This is a genomic window from Nocardia sp. FBN12 (genome assembly GCF_050320175.1).
Classification (GTDB): domain Bacteria; phylum Actinomycetota; class Actinomycetes; order Mycobacteriales; family Mycobacteriaceae; genus Nocardia.
On the sequence record NZ_CP190048.1, the window covers coordinates 5,634,730 to 5,652,252 of the forward strand.

Annotated in this window: 17 protein-coding genes; 4 read left to right on the forward strand and 13 right to left on the reverse strand. The window is 67.4% G+C overall.

Annotated elements, in window-relative coordinates; all coding sequences use genetic code 11:
- Positions 1 to 42: 42 nt before the first annotated feature.
- Positions 43 to 1,101, forward strand: coding sequence for a fused (3R)-hydroxyacyl-ACP dehydratase subunits HadA/HadB (locus tag ACQHI0_RS26605; RefSeq protein WP_427904521.1), 1,059 nt, complete (start codon positions 43 to 45; stop codon positions 1,099 to 1,101).
- A 379-nt stretch (positions 1,102 to 1,480) separates the two neighbouring features.
- Here the strand turns inward: ACQHI0_RS26605 and ACQHI0_RS26610 are convergent, their stop codons facing one another.
- Both ACQHI0_RS26610 and fbaA read right to left on the reverse strand, forming a co-directional pair.
- On the reverse strand, positions 1,481 to 2,599 hold the full coding sequence (locus ACQHI0_RS26610) for a BTAD domain-containing putative transcriptional regulator (RefSeq protein WP_427904522.1): 1,119 nt from the start codon (positions 2,597 to 2,599) through the stop codon (positions 1,481 to 1,483).
- 30 nt (positions 2,600 to 2,629) lie between these two features.
- Positions 2,630 to 3,667: a class II fructose-bisphosphate aldolase gene (gene fbaA, locus ACQHI0_RS26615; RefSeq protein WP_427904523.1), complete on the reverse strand. Its 1,038-nt coding sequence runs from the start codon at positions 3,665 to 3,667 to the stop codon at positions 2,630 to 2,632.
- A gap of 212 nt (positions 3,668 to 3,879) precedes the next feature.
- On the opposite strand from fbaA, the gene ACQHI0_RS26620 reads away from it, so the two are divergent.
- On the forward strand, positions 3,880 to 4,536 hold the full coding sequence (locus tag ACQHI0_RS26620) for a DedA family protein (RefSeq protein ID WP_427909305.1): 657 nt from the start codon (positions 3,880 to 3,882) through the stop codon (positions 4,534 to 4,536).
- Between the two features lie 5 nt (positions 4,537 to 4,541).
- Complete coding sequence (locus tag ACQHI0_RS26625; RefSeq protein ID WP_427904524.1) at positions 4,542 to 5,234, forward strand: DedA family protein; 693 nt, start codon at positions 4,542 to 4,544, stop codon at positions 5,232 to 5,234.
- A 1-nt stretch (position 5,235) separates the two neighbouring features.
- Here the strand turns inward: ACQHI0_RS26625 and ACQHI0_RS26630 are convergent, their stop codons facing one another.
- The 3 genes from ACQHI0_RS26630 to ACQHI0_RS26640 form a co-directional block, all read right to left on the reverse strand.
- On the reverse strand, positions 5,236 to 6,327 hold the full coding sequence (locus tag ACQHI0_RS26630; protein ID WP_427909306.1) for a glycoside hydrolase family 76 protein: 1,092 nt from the start codon (positions 6,325 to 6,327) through the stop codon (positions 5,236 to 5,238).
- 131 nt (positions 6,328 to 6,458) lie between these two features.
- The gene (locus ACQHI0_RS26635; protein ID WP_427904525.1) at positions 6,459 to 7,133 is read right to left on the reverse strand and encodes a TrmH family RNA methyltransferase; all 675 of its coding nucleotides are present in this window, start codon (positions 7,131 to 7,133) and stop codon (positions 6,459 to 6,461) included.
- 13 nt (positions 7,134 to 7,146) lie between these two features.
- Positions 7,147 to 7,455 (reverse strand): DUF4190 domain-containing protein, encoded by a 309-nt coding sequence (locus ACQHI0_RS26640; protein WP_427904526.1) that lies wholly within the window; start codon positions 7,453 to 7,455, stop codon positions 7,147 to 7,149.
- A 147-nt stretch (positions 7,456 to 7,602) separates the two neighbouring features.
- Between ACQHI0_RS26640 and ACQHI0_RS26645 the strand changes: the two genes are divergently transcribed.
- The gene (locus tag ACQHI0_RS26645) at positions 7,603 to 8,049 is read left to right on the forward strand and encodes a hypothetical protein (protein ID WP_427909307.1); all 447 of its coding nucleotides are present in this window, start codon (positions 7,603 to 7,605) and stop codon (positions 8,047 to 8,049) included.
- Between the two features lie 74 nt (positions 8,050 to 8,123).
- Here the strand turns inward: ACQHI0_RS26645 and ACQHI0_RS26650 are convergent, their stop codons facing one another.
- The 8 genes from ACQHI0_RS26650 to clpB form a co-directional block, all read right to left on the reverse strand.
- The gene (locus tag ACQHI0_RS26650) at positions 8,124 to 9,134 is read right to left on the reverse strand and encodes an alpha/beta fold hydrolase (RefSeq protein WP_427904527.1); all 1,011 of its coding nucleotides are present in this window, start codon (positions 9,132 to 9,134) and stop codon (positions 8,124 to 8,126) included.
- Positions 9,135 to 9,323: 189 nt separating this feature from the next.
- Entirely contained in the window at positions 9,324 to 10,010 is a 687-nt protein-coding gene (locus ACQHI0_RS26655) for a lysoplasmalogenase (protein ID WP_427904528.1), read from the reverse strand.
- Position 10,011: 1 nt separating this feature from the next.
- The gene (locus ACQHI0_RS26660; RefSeq protein WP_427904529.1) at positions 10,012 to 11,070 is read right to left on the reverse strand and encodes a beta-ketoacyl-ACP synthase 3; all 1,059 of its coding nucleotides are present in this window, start codon (positions 11,068 to 11,070) and stop codon (positions 10,012 to 10,014) included.
- A gap of 67 nt (positions 11,071 to 11,137) precedes the next feature.
- Positions 11,138 to 11,701 carry an orotate phosphoribosyltransferase gene (gene pyrE, locus ACQHI0_RS26665; protein WP_427904530.1) on the reverse strand — a complete coding sequence of 188 codons (564 nt, stop codon included), beginning with the start codon at positions 11,699 to 11,701 and terminating at the stop codon, positions 11,138 to 11,140.
- 5 nt (positions 11,702 to 11,706) lie between these two features.
- Positions 11,707 to 12,513, reverse strand: coding sequence for an SDR family NAD(P)-dependent oxidoreductase (locus ACQHI0_RS26670; protein ID WP_427904531.1), 807 nt, complete (start codon positions 12,511 to 12,513; stop codon positions 11,707 to 11,709).
- A gap of 53 nt (positions 12,514 to 12,566) precedes the next feature.
- Positions 12,567 to 13,790 (reverse strand): hypothetical protein, encoded by a 1,224-nt coding sequence (locus ACQHI0_RS26675; RefSeq protein ID WP_427904532.1) that lies wholly within the window; start codon positions 13,788 to 13,790, stop codon positions 12,567 to 12,569.
- Between the two features lie 68 nt (positions 13,791 to 13,858).
- The gene (locus ACQHI0_RS26680; protein ID WP_427904533.1) at positions 13,859 to 14,689 is read right to left on the reverse strand and encodes a DUF5666 domain-containing protein; all 831 of its coding nucleotides are present in this window, start codon (positions 14,687 to 14,689) and stop codon (positions 13,859 to 13,861) included.
- Positions 14,690 to 14,752: 63 nt separating this feature from the next.
- A complete protein-coding gene (clpB, locus tag ACQHI0_RS26685) occupies positions 14,753 to 17,326 on the reverse strand; it encodes an ATP-dependent chaperone ClpB (RefSeq protein ID WP_427904534.1) in 2,574 nt (857 codons plus the stop codon).
- Positions 17,327 to 17,523 lie beyond the last annotated feature (197 nt).

A 17,523-nucleotide genomic window follows, 5' to 3' on the forward strand; every position in this document is an offset into this window, starting at 1 on the left:
ACTGGTGATCCAGATGGGTAAACAAGTAAAGTTTTCCGGATCATGAGCAGGGAACAGACAGTGGTGCAGCCGGACATCGATGCTGTGGTCCCGGATGCGACGCTGGTCGGTCAGCGCTTCGCCTTCCGCGATCACTACGAAGTCGGCCGCGAGAAGATCCGGGAATTCGCCAGGGCGGTGCAGAATCTGCACCCCGCCCATCAGCAGGAAGTCGACGCGCGCAAGCTCGGCTACGACGGGGTGATCGCCCCGCCGACCTTCGCCTCGGTGATCGGCATGACCGCCACCCGCGCCCTGCTCGACGGCGTACTCACCGAGTACGACCTGTCGCAGGTACTGCAGACCGACCAGGTTTTCGAGCTGTTCCACCCGATGCTGGCGGGCGACCGGATCAGCACCGAGATCGAGATCGAGTCGATCCGCCAGTTCGGCGACAACGACTTCATCAACGTCGGCTTCAAGCTGCGCAACCAGCACGACCAGGTCGCCGTGCAGGGCACCACCACCATCGTGGCCCGCCGCGGTGTCGAGGTGGACCCCAATATCGTCGAGGCCGTCGAGAACATCAGCATGCACCCGCGCCCCGGCACCATCGCCGACGTCGGCGCCGGCGACCAGCTGATCCGCCACACCGGCCCCGCCCCCGCACTCGCCCCGCGCGAAACCGTCGCGGTCAACACCACCCCCGAATTCGACACCCTGGCCAAGGGCACTCAACTCCCGCCCGCCACCGCCCGCCTCACCCGCGGCGACCTGGCCAACTACGCGGGCGTCTCCGGCGACCCCAACCCCATCCACTTCAGCGACCGCGCCGCCGAACTGGCCGGCCTGCCCACCGTGGTCGCCCACGGCCTGCTCACCATGGGCCTGGCCGCCCAGTACCTCACCGACTGGCTGGGCGACCCGACCGCCATCGAGAAACTGAGCGTCCGCTTCTCGGGATTCGTTCCGGTCCCGCCCGCCGAAGCAGGTGTCATCGAGTTCTCCGGCAAGATCAAGTCCGTCGACCCCGACCGCCGCGCGGCAACCGTCCTGCTGAGCGGAGTCTCCGAGGGCCGCAAACTCTTCGGCCGAGCCGCAGCCGAAATCCGCCTGACCTAACAGCCACCCGCACACCAGCCGGTCCCGGCCTTCACACCCACGGCGCACACCCGGCCGGTGCACAGCGTCCCTGGTCGACACCGCCGCCCTGCGCCTGGTCGCCGACGTTTGCGAAGCCACCGCGGTGATGCAACCCTGCGCACGCTGTCGGTCCCCGTCTTCAACAACCCACCCAACCCAACCACCGCACTCCCGACCCCTAGGGAGGGACGGCCACGAAGTGGCCGGTCCGCGGCCGGGTCGCCGGTTAGCCGCCGGGGCGTACGCGACGAAGGAGCAAGCCCCGGTGGCTAACCGGCGGCCCCTCGGGGCCGCGGACACGCGCGCGCCAGCGCGCCAATAAACACAGCCAGCGCGTCCCGGACTACCAAACCCCGGTCTACTTCACCGCGATAAACACCAAAACAGTTCCACCGATACGAATTACGTCCCCATCGGCCAGCAACGCCCCATTGTCGATCGGCACCTCGTTGACGTAAACCCCGTTGGCCGAGTGCAAATCCTTGATCAGCAACCCAGCCCGGCTGGGCATGATGTGCGCGTGATACCGACTGGCCTTCGGATCATCGAGCACCAGTTCGTTGTCCGTCATCCGACCGATCCTGATGCCCCCGTGCGGAATCGGCAGCGTACGCCCATCAGCGAACCGCAGATTCCCGTTCCGGATCGACTGCGGAACCTCGGTGACCGTCTCGGTCATCGCCGCAGCCACCTGATCAGATCGCCTGGCCGCCAACACATTCAACGGCTCCTGCCGCAGCACCTGCCGCTCCAGCTCGATCAGCGCCGCACCGGGATCGATCCCCAGCTCCTCGGCCAGCACCCCACGCACCCGCCGGCAAGCCTCCAACGCATCCGCCTGCCGCCCGGACAGATACAGCGCGGTGATCAACTGCCCCCACAGCGGCTCACGCAGCGGATGCTCGTTGGTCATCGACACCAACTCGCCGATCACCGAAGACGCTCGCCCACAGGCGATTTCAGCATCGACCCGCGCGGAGACAGCGAGCAACCGCTCCTCGTTCATGGCAGTGGCGAACCCGTCGGCGAACTGCAGGCCTGCCAGGTCGGCCAGTGCCCGCCCGGTCCATTCCTTCAGCGCCGCACCGAAGAGATTGGCCGCACCGGGATGGTCGCCCACGTCCAGACAGCGCGAACCCGCTTCGCGCGCACTCTCGAACCGGCCGAGATCGCAAGCGGTATCCGGGATTTCGAGCCGATACCCCGCGCCCTCGGTACGCAGCACCTGCGCCGAATCGATCCCAGCGTTGCGCATCGCCTTGCGGATGTTCGACACGAACACCTGCAGGCTGGCGGCGTAGGAATCCGGTGGGTCCTCGTTCCAGACCATCTCGGCGAGCACAGCAGAAGACACCGCGCGCCGCCGGTTGACGGTGAGCGCGGCAAGGAGAGCGCGCGGCTTGGGCCCGCCGACCGCTACCGGCTCACCGCCGACGAGCAGTCGAACGGGCCCGAGCACACGGACATCAAGACTCATGAGCTCGGGCCCCGTAGGTTGGTGCGAAAATCAGGAACCGCTGACGGAGCGACCGGCCGACTTCAGGTCGTTGCAGGCCTCGGTGACGCGCTCGGCCATCGAGGTCTCGGCCTTCTTCAGGTAGCTGCGCGGGTCGTAGACCTTCTTGTTGCCGACCTCACCGTCGATCTTCAGCACACCGTCGTAATTGCCGAACATGTGACCGGCGATCGGGCGGGTGAACGCGTACTGGGTGTCGGTGTCGACGTTCATCTTCACCACGCCGTAGCGCAGCGAGTCCTCGATCTCGGACTTCAGCGAGCCCGAACCACCGTGGAAGACGAAGTCGAACGGCTGCGCACCGGTCTCGAGGCCCAGCTTCGCGGCCGCGACGCGCTGACCCTCGGCCAGCACCTCCGGCTTGAGGACCACGTTGCCCGGCTTGTACACACCGTGCACGTTGCCGAAGGTGGCGGCGAGCAGGTACTTGCCGTTCTCGCCCGCGCCGAGCGCCTCGATGGTCTTCTCGAAGTCCTCGGGCGAGGTGTAGAGCTTGTCGTTGATCTCGGCCTCGACGCCGTCTTCCTCGCCGCCGACAACACCGATCTCGACCTCGAGGATGATGTTGGCCGACTGACAGGCCTTCAGCAGTTCCTTGGCGATCTCGAGGTTCTCGTCGATCGGGATGGCCGAGCCGTCCCACATGTGCGACTGGAACAGCGGGTTCAGGCCGTTGTTCACGCGCTCCTGCGAGATCGCGATCAGCGGACGCACGTAGGTGTCCAGCTTGTCCTTGGGGCAGTGATCGGTGTGCAGCGCGATCGTCACGTCGTACTTCGCGGCGACGACGTGCGCGAACTCGGCCAGTGCCACCGCACCGGTGACCATGTCCTTCACGCCGAGGCCCGAGCCGAACTCGGCGCCACCGGTGGAGAACTGGATGATGCCGTCACTGCCCGCGTCGGCGAAGCCCTTGATGGCGGCGTTGATCGTCTCCGACGACGTGCAGTTGATAGCCGGGAACGCGAACGAGTGCGCCTTGGCCCGGCCGAGCATCTCGGCGTAGACCTCCGGGGTCGCGATAGGCACAGCAGTGACCTCCGTCTTGTGGGGAGCAAAAACCAATTCTGTCAGGCCACACCCTAAATCAGGAAGGCGAACGAGGAATTACCCGGTGGGGCGAGGTTCACCCGCAGGGCACTCATGTCACAGATCGGACCGGTACTGTGGGGGCCGTGACTTTGCTGGCGGTATCCGATGCGGTAACGAACAACCTTGCGTTGACCCAGTTGCTGGACCCGATGTATCTACTCCAGGAAACCTGGCTCAAGAACGCGGTTCTGCCCGCCATCCTGGCGATCGTGTTCATCGAGACGGGTCTGCTGTTCCCGTTGCTGCCGGGTGACTCACTGCTGTTCACCGGCGGCATGCTGGCGGCGCAGGAGAACCCGGTGGTCTCGATCTGGTGGCTCGTGCCGTTGGTGATCCTCACAGCCTTCGCCGGCGACCAGTGTGCGTATTGGATCGGCCGCAAGATCGGTCCGGCCATCTTCAAGAAGGAAGACAGCCGGTTCTTCAAGAAGCACTACGTCACCGAGACGCACGAGTTCTTCGAGAAGCACGGCCCCAAGACCATCATCCTGGCCAGGTTCGTGCCGATCGTGCGCACGTTCATGCCGGTGCTGGCGGGTGTGTCGCAGATGAGCTACCGCAAGTATGTGGCGTTCGACATCGTCGGCGCGGTGCTCTGGGGTGGCGGCGTCACGGTCATCGGCTACTTCCTCGGCAATGTGCCGTTCATCCGCGACCACGTCGAAGCGATCTTCCTGCTGATCGTGTTCGTCTCGATCCTGCCCGCGATCATCACGGTCGGTAAGAAGATGCTCGAGCGTCGCAACGCACCGGCCGCGCCGGCGCAGAGCGGCGAGCTGGCGGCTTCGACGAACGAGACCCACTGATCCCAGTGACCGCAGTACCGTCGACCCTCGCAGTGGGCAGCTTCGAACCGCTGATCTCGGCAGGCCCCGCTGTGGTCTGGTCGGTGGTCCTGGTTTTCGTCTTTCTCGAATGCGCGTTCATCATCGGGCTGTTCCTGCCCGGTGACTCGATGCTGATCACCGCGGGCATCGTGCTGGCCTCGCACGCCAATGGTGAAGCGCAGGTCTGGGCGTTGTCGGTGGGCACGATGCTCGCCGCGATCGCGGGTAATCAGGTGGGGTATGTCGTCGGGGCGCGCACCGGGCATCGCCTGGTCGCGCGTAAGAACGGCCGGTATATCAACACCAGGAATCTGGCCAAGGTCACCGATCTGCTCGAACGGCACGGGTTCCTCGCGGTGCTGGTGGCCCGGTGGATTCCGTGGGTGCGCACACTGTGCCCGATGGTGGCGGGCGCGGCCGGGATGGATCATCGGCGCTACACCGTGGCCAGCACGCTCGGCGCGATCATCTGGGCGCCGGTGCTGTTGTTGATCGGGTATTACGCGGGCGAGTTCCTCGAGCAAGTGCCGTGGCTGATGCCCGCCGTGATCGGCACGCTGATCGTCGGTCTGGTCATCGGCACCGTCCTCGGCATCCGGCATTACCGCCAGGAGATGGCGAAGCCGATCGAAGACTACGATCTCGAGCCGAGCATCGCGGTCGAGTCCGAGCGCTGAGCTACAGTCCGGCGGCGGTCACCTGGTAGGCCGCTTCCATCAGCATCCAGCCCGATAACTGCACCGATAAATCGCGTTCCGGCACGGCCGAGGCCGTCACCGAACCGCCTGCGGTGAACTTGCCCGCGCCCGCCGTACCGCCGGGCAGTCTGGCCGGTTTGCTCCAGTCGAACCCGAACAGCGGCTCGCCTTCGAACTCGAGTCGATTGGCCCAGGCAGCGGTCGCCGAGGCCTTGACGATGGCCGCGGCGGTGCGCCGGTCGGTCTCGGCCTGCCTGCCCGCACCGGGCAGCATCAGGGCGACCACCGCGAGGTAGCGCGCCAGCACGCCGTTGAACAGGCCGCCGTCACCGCCGCCACCACCGTTGATCACCAGCCGGGTGGTCAGGTGTTCTTCCACCGCGGCCAGCAGTCTGCTGACCCGTTCGATGTGGCGTTCGTCGTCGTCGGTGTGCACGGCAAGCTCGGCTTCCAGACCGAGTACGACGCCCTGGCAGTAGCTGAAAACGGGACGTTCGATCTCGCCGGAGGGTAGGTGGATGCCGTCGAGGATCAGGCCGGATTCGGGGTCACGCAGGGTCGCGTCGATCCAGTCGGCCATCTCTCGCGCGCGCTCCACCCGGCCGAGGCGCAGGAGTGCGATGCCGGCGGGGCCGTTGGCGGGGGCGTTGAAGAAGTCCGATTTGATCCGCCACGGAATGCCGCCGCCGACCTCGGGCGCCCACGCGCCGTAGAGCTTCTGCTCGAGGGCGAGCAGACCGGTGCGGGCCGAGGTGAGTTCCTGGGTGCGCTCGGCGCGTTCCAGGGCGATGGCCAGCCAGGCCATGTCGTCGTAGTAGCGGTTGGTCCAGCCGGTGATGTTGCGCAGCCGGATGCCGCGCGCGATCGCGCCGATGCGCCTGCGCCGGGCGGGGGTGGGGACGCGATTGGCGGCGTCGACCGCGACGTCGAGCAGGTGCGCCTGCCACCAGTAGTGCCACCCCGCGAAGGCCCGTTCGCGGCGGGTGGCGGGCCAGCCGACAACACCCAATTCGGTTCCGGGACAACCCCACAGCGTCCGCAGGTGCCGCGAGATGATCGCGGACTCGGCCATATCGGCACGCTCGGACCACAGCGCCGGAGTGGGCACGGATCCGGCGCGATCAGAGGGCTGGGGGCGCCGGCCGCTGCGCGAGGTCATGGCTCCATGGTGCCAGGTGGCACCGACATTCCGTGCCCGTTCCGTTACCAGGCAGCCGACAGATCGGCGTGTTGGCGGATCCAGGCGTGCATCGCGATGCCCGCGGCGACGCCCGCGTTGATACTGCGGGTAGAGCCGAACTGGGCTATCGAAACAGTCAGGGCTGCTGCGTCTTTCGCGTCGTCGCTGACGCCGGGCCCCTCCTGGCCGAACAGCAGCAGGCAGTTACGTGGCAGGTCCGCTGTTTCCAGTGGGACCGCGCCGGGCACGTTGTCGACGGCGACCACCGTCAAACCCTCGCGGGCGGCGAATTCACGCAGTTCAGCCAGGTCGGCATGATGGACGAGATGCTGGTAGCGGTCGGTGACCATGGCGCCGCGGCGGTTCCAGCGCCGCTTGCCGACGATGTGCACGGCGGCGGCGGCGAAGGCGTTGGCGGTGCGGACGACGGTGCCGATGTTGGCGTCGTGGCCGAAGTTCTCGATGGCCACGTGGAAGGGGAAGCGGCGGGCGTCGATGTCGGCGACAATCGCCTCGCGGGTCCAGTAGCGGTAGGCGTCGACGACGTTGCGGCGGTCACCCTCGGCCAGCAGGACGGGGTCGTAGCGGGCGTCGGTGGGGACCGGGGTGTCGTATTCCTGCGCCCACGGACCGAGGCCGTGCGGGTGCTCGCCCCACTCGGTCGGGCCCGCGACCTCTGGTTCATTCACCCGGGCCATGCTAGGCGGGAGGTCAGTAGCGCGCGGACTCGGCTTCCGCGCTGATGATCATGAGCGCGATACCGCCGATCATGGCGAGGAGCATGATTCCCAGCAGCGCCGTGCCGACAATACCCATGACATGACCCGCGGATGCTTGGGAGCGGCCGCCGATCTGCCCGCCTGCGGCGTCGATCTCGGCGAGTACTTTGCGGCCCTTGATCCAGGCGAACGGGGCGCAGAAACCGCAGAAGGCGAGGCCGAGGCAGCCCAGGATCAGAACTGTGGTGGCCTGGGGGTGCTCGGGCGGGCGCTGGTAATAGCCCTGCGGCGGATAGTTCATGGGCGAATCGTAGACGGGCCGGTCGCAGCGGCGCCGAACGCGCGGGCGTGGGCGCCACTCGGTGCAGGTCAGCCCGTTTCGCACATCGAAGAAGTCGCGCGGGTGCGCCTATTCTGGAGTAATCGCTTCTCTTGGGTGGTGACGGCGATGGATCATGGTCGGGTTTTGCAGGCGCTGGCGGGCGTCGTGGCGGGGTATCTGATCGCGCTCGCGGTGTGGTTGGCATGGCTGGCGCCGCACGCGGAGCCCGGTACACAGCCGTATCAGGTGATGATCATGGTCGGGTTGTTCGGCACGGCCTGCGGGATCGCGCTGACGTGGGCTTCGATGCCGACGCGGGCGGACCGGCGGTTACGCAAGCACGGGCTCGAGGGGTGGGCGCGCATCGATGGGGTGCATCCGTTGAGCCGGACCGATCACTCTAGTGAGTTGACCGAGTTCGATGTGGAGCTCACGGTGCCGGGGGCCGCGAGTTATCACGGGACGATCGTGGTGGATGTGATGCCGGTGCACAAGCCGAAAATGATTGTCGGAGAGACTGTTCCGATTCGCGTTGATCCGCAGGACCGGGATCGGATCATCCTTGACCTGTGAACACGGGCCCACCCGGATGCGACTGCGCGGGTGCGGCGGCTCCCACGATCAGCCCGCGGGCCTAGGACCAGGCGCTAGGCGGGTGCGGAACCGACCGTCTGCGGGGAGGCGGGCCGAACCGCTTGCACCGGTGCGGCTGTCGGCGTGGGTTCGTTCGACGGCGCGGGTGACGGGAGCCCGACTATCGGGCGGCCGCGGCGGAGCGTTCGTTGCCAGCGCAGTGGGTCGAAGACGGCCGGGTCGGTCTCCTCGATGAAGGAGCGGATCAGTGTCACGAAGCGGTCGGGGTCGAAGTGGTGCGGGAAATGGCCTGCGCCCGCGAAGATTTCGATCCGGCTGCCGGGGAAGGCGCGGTGGGCGCGATCGGCGTGCCCCGACGGGATGACGGTGTCGCGGGTGCCGCCGATGACCAACGTCGGGAGGTGGGCGGCGAGGTAGCCGCGGTCGAGCATGGTGATGGTTTGACCGCGGCGGTCGGCGGCGGCGCGGATGGTGCGCAGGAAGGCATTGCGGGCGCCGGAGTCGGCGAGATGGCCGTAGAGGCGGAGCACGTATTCGGCGTCGGGACCGAGGCCGAGTCCACCGAGTGCGGTGACCACCGGAACAGCAGCGGTCACCGCGGTGCGGACCGGCCAGCTGGTGATCGCCATCAGCGCCGGCCCCGCGCCCGCCAGCGTCGCGAGCCGGAACGCGGGATGCACACCCGCGCCCATCCCCGCCGGGCACACCAGCGCGATCCGCTCCACCTTCTCCGGGAACTGGTAGGCGAACTGCATCGCGACTCCACCACCGAGCGAGTGCCCGACGACGCTGATCCGCTCGATACCGAGGATGCTGAGCAGATCGCGCATGCCGTTGGCATAGGCCGCCACGGCGTAGTCGCCGCGCGGTTTGTCCGATTCACCATGACCGAGCAGGTCGGGCGCGATCACGGTGTAATGCTCGGCGAGCGCGTCGAACACGGGCGCCCACGTGCCCGAACTATCGGTGATGCCGTGGATGAGCAGCAGCGGCGGACCCGTGCCAGCTATCCGGAACGCCCGGCGATACCCGTGCACCTCGATGAACTGCGTTTCCCCGCTCATCTACGAATCGTGCGCGCGAGGTGTTGCGCCTTGACAACACCGAAGTTAGGGCCGTGTGACGTGGCGTACTGTTCCGCCTCCCCGCGATTTTGGCCAGACCCAGGCCCGGGTTACGGAGCGTTGGCGCCTTGCGATCGCGATCGAGTCGGGTTGGCTCGTACCCGACGAGTTACCCATGTACCCGCGAAATCAGTGGTCGCGGTCTTGGAAAGGCTCCGTGAGCAGGTACTGTGCCGCGGCGTAGGTCGCCAGGATGATGCCTTCGGTGATTCGGCGGGTGCGGTCGTCTCGGGCGAAGAGGCGGCGCAGGACGATCAGGCCGTCCGAGATCGTGAACAGCAAGGCGCCGACGCCGTAGCGGCTGCGGGGATCCGCGTTCGGAATGTTCAGGCCCGCAATGTTTTTCGCGTCCGGTGCGAGGGCTGGGTCCGAGGCGAGGGTTGCCGCGGTGCCCAGTGTCGCGCCGTAGGCGGTGAGCGGGAGTGCGAGGTTCGGGGCTTTGGCGCGGAGCAGACCCGCCGCGCCTGCCCAGGCCACCACTCGGGGAAGGGCGATCTCGGGGCGGGGGCGGGCGCCGCGTTTCCACCACAGGATGGAGTAGCCCGTTTGCATCACCGCGAAGGATGACGCGCCCGCGATGAGGCGGCGGTCGTTGTCGGGGTCGAGCAGTAGCACGTCGCCGACCGTGGCCGCGGCCAGCGAGCCGAGCAGCAGTCGACGTTCGTCCGGCGCGAGGTCACCGCTGCTCACCGTGTCGGCGGCCAGCAGTGGCATCAGCAGTGGCTTGGCGACCCATTGCAGGCGGTCGCGGCCGGTGACGGCACCGAACACGGTGACCGCCGCAGCCCCCAGATAAGCGGCGCGCAGCCTTCGCATGTCAGAAACTCGGTTCCTTCGGGGCGGGCGGCAGGGTGACAACCTGGCCCGCGTAACTCAGACCCGCGCCGAAGCCGAGCAGCAGCGCGAGCTGACCGCCCTTCGCCTTGCCGGTGACCAGCATTTCCTCGATCGCCAGTGGTACCGAGGCGGCGGACGTGTTGCCGGTGTTCTCGATGTCGTTGGCGATCGGGACGCCCTCGGCCAGGCCGAGGTTCTTCTTCATCAGCTCGTTGATCCGGGCGTTGGCCTGGTGCGGGACGAACACCTCGATGTCCTCTTTGGCCACGCCGGAGCTCTCGAGCGCCGCCGAGAGCGCGCGCGGCAGCGTGACCGCGGCCCACCGGAAGACCTTCGGGCCCTCCATGTGCAGCGACATCCGGCCGACGGCCTCGACCGCCGGGTCGGTGCCCTGCAGGGCCTGCGCCTTGTTCATGTACTCCAGGAAATCGACGTCCTGGGCGATGGCTTCGGCGTTCTCGCCGTCGCTGCCCCAGACCGTCGGCGAGATGCCGTTGTCGTCAGCCGGACCGACGACCACAGCGCCCGCGCCGTCACCGAAGATCATCGCGGTGCCACGGTCGGTGGGGTCGAGGCCGACGGTCATCGTCTCGGCGCCGATCACCAGCACGTAGTCGAACGAACCGGCGCGGATCAGGTCGGCCGCGACACCGAGCCCGTAGCAGAAGCCACCGCAGCCGGAGGTGAGGTCGAAGGCGGCGACGCCGTTGAGGCCCAGGTCGAAGGCCACCGACGGGGCACCGTGCGGGGTGAGCTTGAGCCAGCTCGACGTGCACAGAACGACCGCGCCGATCTTGGATCGATCGATCGGGGTGTTGTTCAGCGCGCGCTCACCGGCGGCCGCGGCGATCGACCGGATCGTCTCGTCGCCACTGATCCACCGGCGGTTGTGGATACCGGTGCGCTCGAAGATCCAGTCGGGCGTCGAGTCGAGGGTCTCGCACACTTCGGCATTGCTGACGATGCGTTGCGGGCGGTAGGCACCGATCCCGAGCATCGCAACGTTGTCGCGACCTTTGTTTACTGCAATGCTCACCACAGGTGACTCACACGTCCTTCAGACTTTCCGGACAGACCACGTCGTCGTCCGGTTCGGCGTTGTCAGGCTAGCTCAGGGCAAGATCGTCGAGCCCGAGGATCGACCGATACTCCAGTCCCTCCTCGGCGATTACCTGGTCAGCACCGGTTTCCCGGTCGACAACGGTGGCAACGCCGACCACGATGGCGCCTGCGTCGCGCAGTGCTCGTACCGCGGTGAGCGGCGAGTTACCGGTGGTGGTGGTGTCTTCGACGACGAGCACCCGCTTGCCGACGATGTTGGGGCCCTCGATCTGGCGCTGCATGCCGTGCGCCTTGGCCGCCTTGCGGACCACGAACGCGTCGATCGGGCGGCCCGGCGCGTGCATCACGGCCATCGCGACCGGATCGGCGCCCATGGTGAGCCCACCGACGGCGTCGAAGTCCCAGTCGGCGACCAGCTCGCGCAACAGCGAACCGATCAGCGGGGCCGCCTGGTGGTGCAGGGTCGCCCGGCGCAGGTCGACGTAGTAGTCGGCTTCCTTGCCCGAGGACAGCGTCACCTTGCCGTGCACGACCGCGAGCTCGCGCACGAGGGCGGCCAGCTGGTCGCGATCGGCCTTCGTGAGCGACTGACGTGCTTGGTCGATCATCTGAGTCATGTCCTTCCGCGTGCGTTGAAGAGTCCGCGATTGATGCGGGCCACCAGGGAGCGCGGGACGAACCCCGCCACCGCGGTGAGCACCTTGTACTGCACGCCGGGCACGCTGATCACCCGGCCGGAGTCCAGATCCCGCAGGCACCCGTCGACGACCTGATCGACGTCGAGCCACAGGCGCTCGGGCAGCGAACTCATCTCGATGCCCGCGCGCTGATGGAACTCGGTGTGCACGAATCCGGGGCACAACGCTTGGATGCGGACACCGGTGCCCACCAATCCTCCCGCTAAACCCTCCGAGAAGGATACGACGTAGGCCTTGGAGGCCGAGTAGGTCGACCCCCGTCCGGAGAGCAATCCGGCCACACTCGCCACATTCACGATCGAGCCCGCGCCCGCCGCGACCATCGACGGCAGCGCCGCCCTGGTGAGCTGCAGGACCGAGGTGACGTTGACGTCGAGCTGGGCTTGCAGCTGCGCGGGCTCGAGCGTCCAGAACTCGCCCGAATGCGCGAAACCCGCGTTGTTGACGAGGAATTCGATGCCACGGGCCGCTCGGGCGGCGACGCGGGCGCGGTCGTCGGGATCGGCCAGATCGGCGACGAGGACCTCGGCCGAGGTGGCGAAACGGCGGGCCAATTCGTCGGCGAGTTCGCGTAGTCGCTCTTCGTTCCTGGCCACGAGGACCAGGTCGTAGCCGAGAGCGGCGAGGCGGTGGGCGAAGCCCTGCCCGATGCCGGACGTCGGTCCGGTGATCATCGCGACGGGGCGGTGTGCGCCGGGCAGGCGCAGGGGACTATCAGACATCGCTGGTCGATTCCGGTCGACGGGGTGCCGCGACGACTACCGCGACAGGTGGATCATTTCGGTACGGGACCCTGGTACGGGCGGAAACCGGGGTGGAACGGTCCACCCGGCTGACTCGATTCCGCATCGTCGAGCGGGGGCTCGGTGCGGGGACGCGGTTCGGGCACGACGGCCAGCGAGGGGCGCTTCGGCGGTTCGCCGAGGGGGCGGCGGCCGGGGGCGGGCTGGTCTTCGAACTCAGGGTCGTCGAGGTCGGGGTCGTAGTCGGCGGGCAGCGCCGGGGCGCGGCCGCCGATCGGAGCGCGATCGTCGGCACCGCGACCGTAGGGCTCGTCGTATTCGGGCACGCGCGCCGCGCCGCCACGGGTGGCGTAGGGATCGTCGTCTTCGGGCAGACGCGCCGCGGCCCCACGTGGCACGTAAGGCTCGTCGTCTCCGGCGAAGCGAGCGCCACGGCCGCTGTCGAGTTCGTTGTCTTCGCCGAAGCGGGGCTCGTCGGCATCGAGTTCGTCGGGGCCGGGGAAGCGGGCACGGCCACGCTCTTCGGCATCGGCGAATTCATCACGGCCAGAGGCGAATTCGCGGGCGTCGTCCTCTTCGTCGTACTCGGGGCGGAAGCCGGGCGCGAGATTGGCACTCGATCGAGGGCGAGTGAACTCGTTCGGCTCGGCCACCGGGGGCAGCACGTGCAGCAGGCCTGACAACCGGAGCACCACGTCGATCGCGGTCTCCCAATCCTTGGATCCGCTACCGACGGGAAGCATGCCGAGGGTCCAATTGCCCTCGCTCCACAGCATCTGCACGGTGTCGGACAGCGACTCGATGAAGCCGACCATCCGCTGGTCTACGGCGTGGCGGGCGATCTCCGGATCGGTGGCGAACACGACCCGGTCGCCGATGGCGCCGAGCAGTTCCAGATCGTGGTCCTTGGGCGGCGATGCGGTCTTGAGCCGCATGTCTACGTCGATCTCGGAGCCGATCTGGCGGCGCACGGCCACCAGCGTCGCCGCGTCTTCCAGGTCGAAGAGCACGAACTTCTCGCCCTTGCGAATGCCGGACACCACGTCGACCGCCGAGAGGTAGCCGAGCTTTGCCAGCGCGCCACGACGCCACGTCGAGGCGAGCGCAGGCTCCACCGACACGTAGGTGTAGCCCTGGGACTTCGCCCACACCTGTCTCGCGTGTCCGGTGCGCTGGCGCTGGACCCGATCGAAATACAACAGGACGACCGCACCCACGAGTGCGATCGCTGCTAACCCGAACCACATAGCCGTCATCGTCGCCTAGCCTATCCAGCCGTCGCCGTGATTGCCCGGTAGCACCGGGGATTGGACGCGCGGGTCGCTCATCGGGGGCCGCCCGGCAACGCCGTACTGATGATGATCTTGGCGTGGATCGACCCGTCTGGGTTCTTGTCGCCCTGCACCATAACCATGTCGCCCACGGGAAGCTCGCTCGCCTTCGTGCTGGTCAGCGAGATCACCTGGGTGGCATCGTCGATCAGCACCCGAACATCGGAGCCGCCGAGGGTGCTCATGGTGATCTCGGTGCCGGTATTGGCGGTGATGCTGCCCATTGTGGCGCCGAGATCTTCGCCGCCGCCCAAGCCGGGCAGGCCGGGCAGGCCGCTCGCACTCGGCGGCGCGCCTGGAGTGGTCTGTTTCATCGTCGGCGGGACGAGAAGCTGACTCGTCGTCGGCGGCGATGCGGTGTTGTCCTCCGAAGAATTGCCACTCAGCACGAGACCGGCCAGCACGCCACCGACCGCGATCAGCGCCAGCACGCCGAGGCCAAGTGCGATCCACAAACCGGTGTGCCGTTTGGGCGGTTCCTCCTGGTCACCATCCTGCGGACGCGGCGGGTAACCAGGCGGCTGCTGCCCCTGGTCATAACCCGGCGGCGGATAGCCCTGGTCGTAACCCGGCGGCGCGGCCTGATACCCATGGCCGTAGCCGGGTGGCGCCTGGTGAGGTGGGGGTTGCGGTGCGGGATAGCCACTTTCGTAGGCGCCCCAGGCCTCGTCGTGCGGCGGCAACGCCTGCGTCGGATTCGAGGGCTGCCCCCACTCGTCGAACGAGTTGCCGCCGTACGGCGTGGTCGACTCGGGGCCCGACGAACCCAGCCGTTCGGTCGGCGCGTCGTCCGGGCGCTGCCACGGATCCTTGGGGTTCGTCATGGGCTCCAGGGTAGGACAGGCCGGTGCGTTTGGGAGGTCCCTACGCACCGGCCTGTGGATAAATCACGAGCTGTGGATAACTTCGCGTTCGACGACGAGCTTGTCGGTGGCGTCGTCGACACTCACCTTCACCGTGTCACCGTCGGCGACCGAACCGGAGAGGAGTTCCTTGGCCAGGCTGTCGCCGATGGCCTGTTGGATCAACCTGCGTAGCGGTCGCGCGCCGTAGGCCGGGTCGTAGCCGCGCACGGCGAGCCACTGCTTGGCTTCGTCGGTGACATCGAGGGTCAGACGGCGCTGGGAGAGCCGTTTCTGCAGCTGACGCAGGTTGATGTCGACGATCGACTCCAGCTGCTTGGCGTCGAGCGCGTGGAACATCACGACGTCGTCGAGCCGGTTGATGAACTCCGGTTTGAACGCGCGCCGCACCGCCTCCATCACCTGATCGCGGTCGCCACCGGCGCCGAGATTGGAGGTGAGAATGAGGATGGTGTTGCGGAAGTCGACCGTGCGACCCTGGCTGTCGGTGAGCCTGCCTTCGTCGAGAACTTGCAACAAAATGTCGAAGACGTCCGGGTGTGCCTTCTCGATCTCGTCGAACAACACCACCGAATACGGCCGCCTTCGCACCGCTTCGGTGAGCTGACCGCCCTGGTCGTAGCCGACATATCCGGGCGGCGCGCCGACGAGCCGGGCCACCGAGTGCTTCTCGCTGTATTCGCTCATGTCGATGCGCACCATGGCGCGTTCATCGGCGAATAGGAAGTCGGCCAGCGATTTCGCCAGCTCCGTCTTACCGACGCCGGTCGGGCCGACGAACAGGAACGATCCGGTCGGGCGGTTCGGGTCGGCGACACCGGCGCGCGCCCTGCGCACCGCGTCGGAGACGGCCTGCACCGCTTCCTCCTGCCCGACGACGCGTCCGGCGACCTCGGTTTCCATCCGCAGCAGCTTGGCGGTCTCGCCTTCGAGCATGCGCCCGACCGGCACCCCGGTCCACGCCGAAACCACGTCGGCGATGTCGTCGGGAGTGACCTCCTCGTTGAGCATCACCTCGCCGTCGGCCGCCGCGTCACTGGCCTGTTCGGCTGCGGCAATCTCCTTCTCCAGCGCGGGGATTCGGCCGTGCATCAGCTCGGCGGCCTTTTCGAGTTCACCGTCGCGGGCGGCGCGCTCGGACTCCCCACGCAGCCCTTCGAGCTGCTCTTTCAGCGCGCGCACCGAGTCGATCGCGCTCTTCTCGTTCTGCCAGCGGGTGGTGAGCTGGCCGAGCTTCTCGCGGTCGTCGGCGAGTTCGGAGCGCAGCTTTTCCAGGCGCTGCTTCGAAGCGGCGTCGGTTTCCTTCTCGAGCGCGAGCTCCTCGATCTCGAGACGGCGCACCGCGCGCTCCACCTCGTCGATCTCGACCGGACGCGAGTCGATCTCCATGCGCAACCGCGACGCCGATTCGTCGATCAGGTCGATCGCCTTGTCGGGCAGGAAACGCGAGGTGATGTAGCGGTCCGACAACGTCGCGGCCGCCACCAGCGCGGAGTCGGTGATCCGCACGCCGTGGTGCACCTCGTAGCGCTCCTTGATGCCGCGCAGGATGCCGATGGTGTCGGCCACCGACGGCTCGCCGACCAGCACCTGCTGGAATCGCCGCTCGAGCGCCGCGTCCTTCTCGATGTACTTGCGGTACTCGTCGAGGGTGGTCGCGCCGACCAGACGCAGCTCGCCGCGGGCCAGCAGCGGTTTGATCATGTTGCCCGCGTCCATCGCCGAATCGCCGGTGCCGCCCGCGCCGACGATGGTGTGCAGCTCGTCGATGAAGGTGATGATCTCGCCCGCGCTGTTCTTGATGTCGTCGAGCACGGCCTTGAGCCGCTCCTCGAATTCACCGCGATACTTCGCGCCCGCCACCATGGCGCCGAGGTCGAGGGAGACAACCTTCTTGTTGCGCAACGATTCCGGCACGTCGCCTTCGATGATGCGGCGCGCGAGACCTTCGACGATGGCGGTCTTGCCGACACCGGGTTCGCCGATGAGCACCGGGTTGTTCTTGGTGCGCCTGCTCAGCACTTGCACCACGCGACGAATCTCGGTGTCGCGCCCGATGACCGGGTCGAGTTTGCCCGCGCGGGCCAGGTCGGTGAGGTCGGTGGAGTACTTCTCGAGCGCCTGGTAGCTGGCTTCCGGGTCGGCGCTGGTCACCCGGCCGCTGCCGCGGACCGCGGTGAACGCGTCGCGCAGGGCCTCCGGGGTGGCGCTGTGCTTGCGCAGCAACTGGGCGACATCCGAATCACCTTCGGCCAGCCCGACCAGCAGGTTTTCGGTAGAGACGAACTCGTCGCCGAGCTCGGTGGCGAGCCGCTGGGCAGCGGTCATCGCGGCCAGTACTTCGCGGCCGAGTTGTGGTGTGGTGGTGGCGCCGGTAGCGCGCGGCAGCCGGTCGACGAGGGCGCCCGCTTCCCGTTCGACTGTCGCCGGGTCGACTCCGATGGCCTTGAGCAGCGGCGCGGCGATGCCATCGGTTTGATCCAGCAACGCCACCAGCAAATGTGCCGGACGGATCTCCGGATTGCCCGCCGCCGCGGCGGCCTGAAGGGCGGCGTTGAAGGCCGCCTGCGTCTTGGTGGTGGGATTGAACGAGTCCACGAATCTCCTTGTATGTGTCCGGTATCGACTTGTTCAACGTTCGAAAAGTTGAGTCTGTTCCGCTCAACTTCAAAAATTTTGCCCCGACTTCGGATCCGGGTTCACGCTACGCCGCGACACCACCGAAGACGACCAATCACCGCATGTCGGACGGCTATCCGCCTAGGATTACGGTGCCCGGCTCCACCCGAAGATGC

What these genes read in the sequence shown, in the direction of transcription:
- ACQHI0_RS26605 (WP_427904521.1), top strand. Translation starts at nt 43, where the DNA reads ATGAGCAGGGAACAGACAGTGGTGCAGCCGGACATCGATGCTGTGGTC.
- ACQHI0_RS26610 (WP_427904522.1), bottom strand. Translation starts at nt 2,599, where the DNA reads ATGAGTCTTGATGTCCGTGTGCTCGGGCCCGTTCGACTGCTCGTCGGC.
- ACQHI0_RS26620 (WP_427909305.1), top strand. Translation starts at nt 3,880, where the DNA reads ATGTATCTACTCCAGGAAACCTGGCTCAAGAACGCGGTTCTGCCCGCC.
- ACQHI0_RS26630 (WP_427909306.1), bottom strand. Translation starts at nt 6,327, where the DNA reads ATGGCCGAGTCCGCGATCATCTCGCGGCACCTGCGGACGCTGTGGGGT.
- ACQHI0_RS26635 (WP_427904525.1), bottom strand. Translation starts at nt 7,133, where the DNA reads ATGGCCCGGGTGAATGAACCAGAGGTCGCGGGCCCGACCGAGTGGGGC.
- ACQHI0_RS26640 (WP_427904526.1), bottom strand. Translation starts at nt 7,455, where the DNA reads ATGAACTATCCGCCGCAGGGCTATTACCAGCGCCCGCCCGAGCACCCC.
- ACQHI0_RS26645 (WP_427909307.1), top strand. Translation starts at nt 7,603, where the DNA reads ATGGATCATGGTCGGGTTTTGCAGGCGCTGGCGGGCGTCGTGGCGGGG.
- ACQHI0_RS26650 (WP_427904527.1), bottom strand. Translation starts at nt 9,134, where the DNA reads ATGAGCGGGGAAACGCAGTTCATCGAGGTGCACGGGTATCGCCGGGCG.
- ACQHI0_RS26655 (WP_427904528.1), bottom strand. Translation starts at nt 10,010, where the DNA reads ATGCGAAGGCTGCGCGCCGCTTATCTGGGGGCTGCGGCGGTCACCGTG.
- pyrE (WP_427904530.1), bottom strand. Translation starts at nt 11,701, where the DNA reads ATGATCGACCAAGCACGTCAGTCGCTCACGAAGGCCGATCGCGACCAG.
- ACQHI0_RS26670 (WP_427904531.1), bottom strand. Translation starts at nt 12,513, where the DNA reads ATGTCTGATAGTCCCCTGCGCCTGCCCGGCGCACACCGCCCCGTCGCG.
- ACQHI0_RS26675 (WP_427904532.1), bottom strand. Translation starts at nt 13,790, where the DNA reads ATGACGGCTATGTGGTTCGGGTTAGCAGCGATCGCACTCGTGGGTGCG.
- ACQHI0_RS26680 (WP_427904533.1), bottom strand. Translation starts at nt 14,689, where the DNA reads ATGACGAACCCCAAGGATCCGTGGCAGCGCCCGGACGACGCGCCGACC.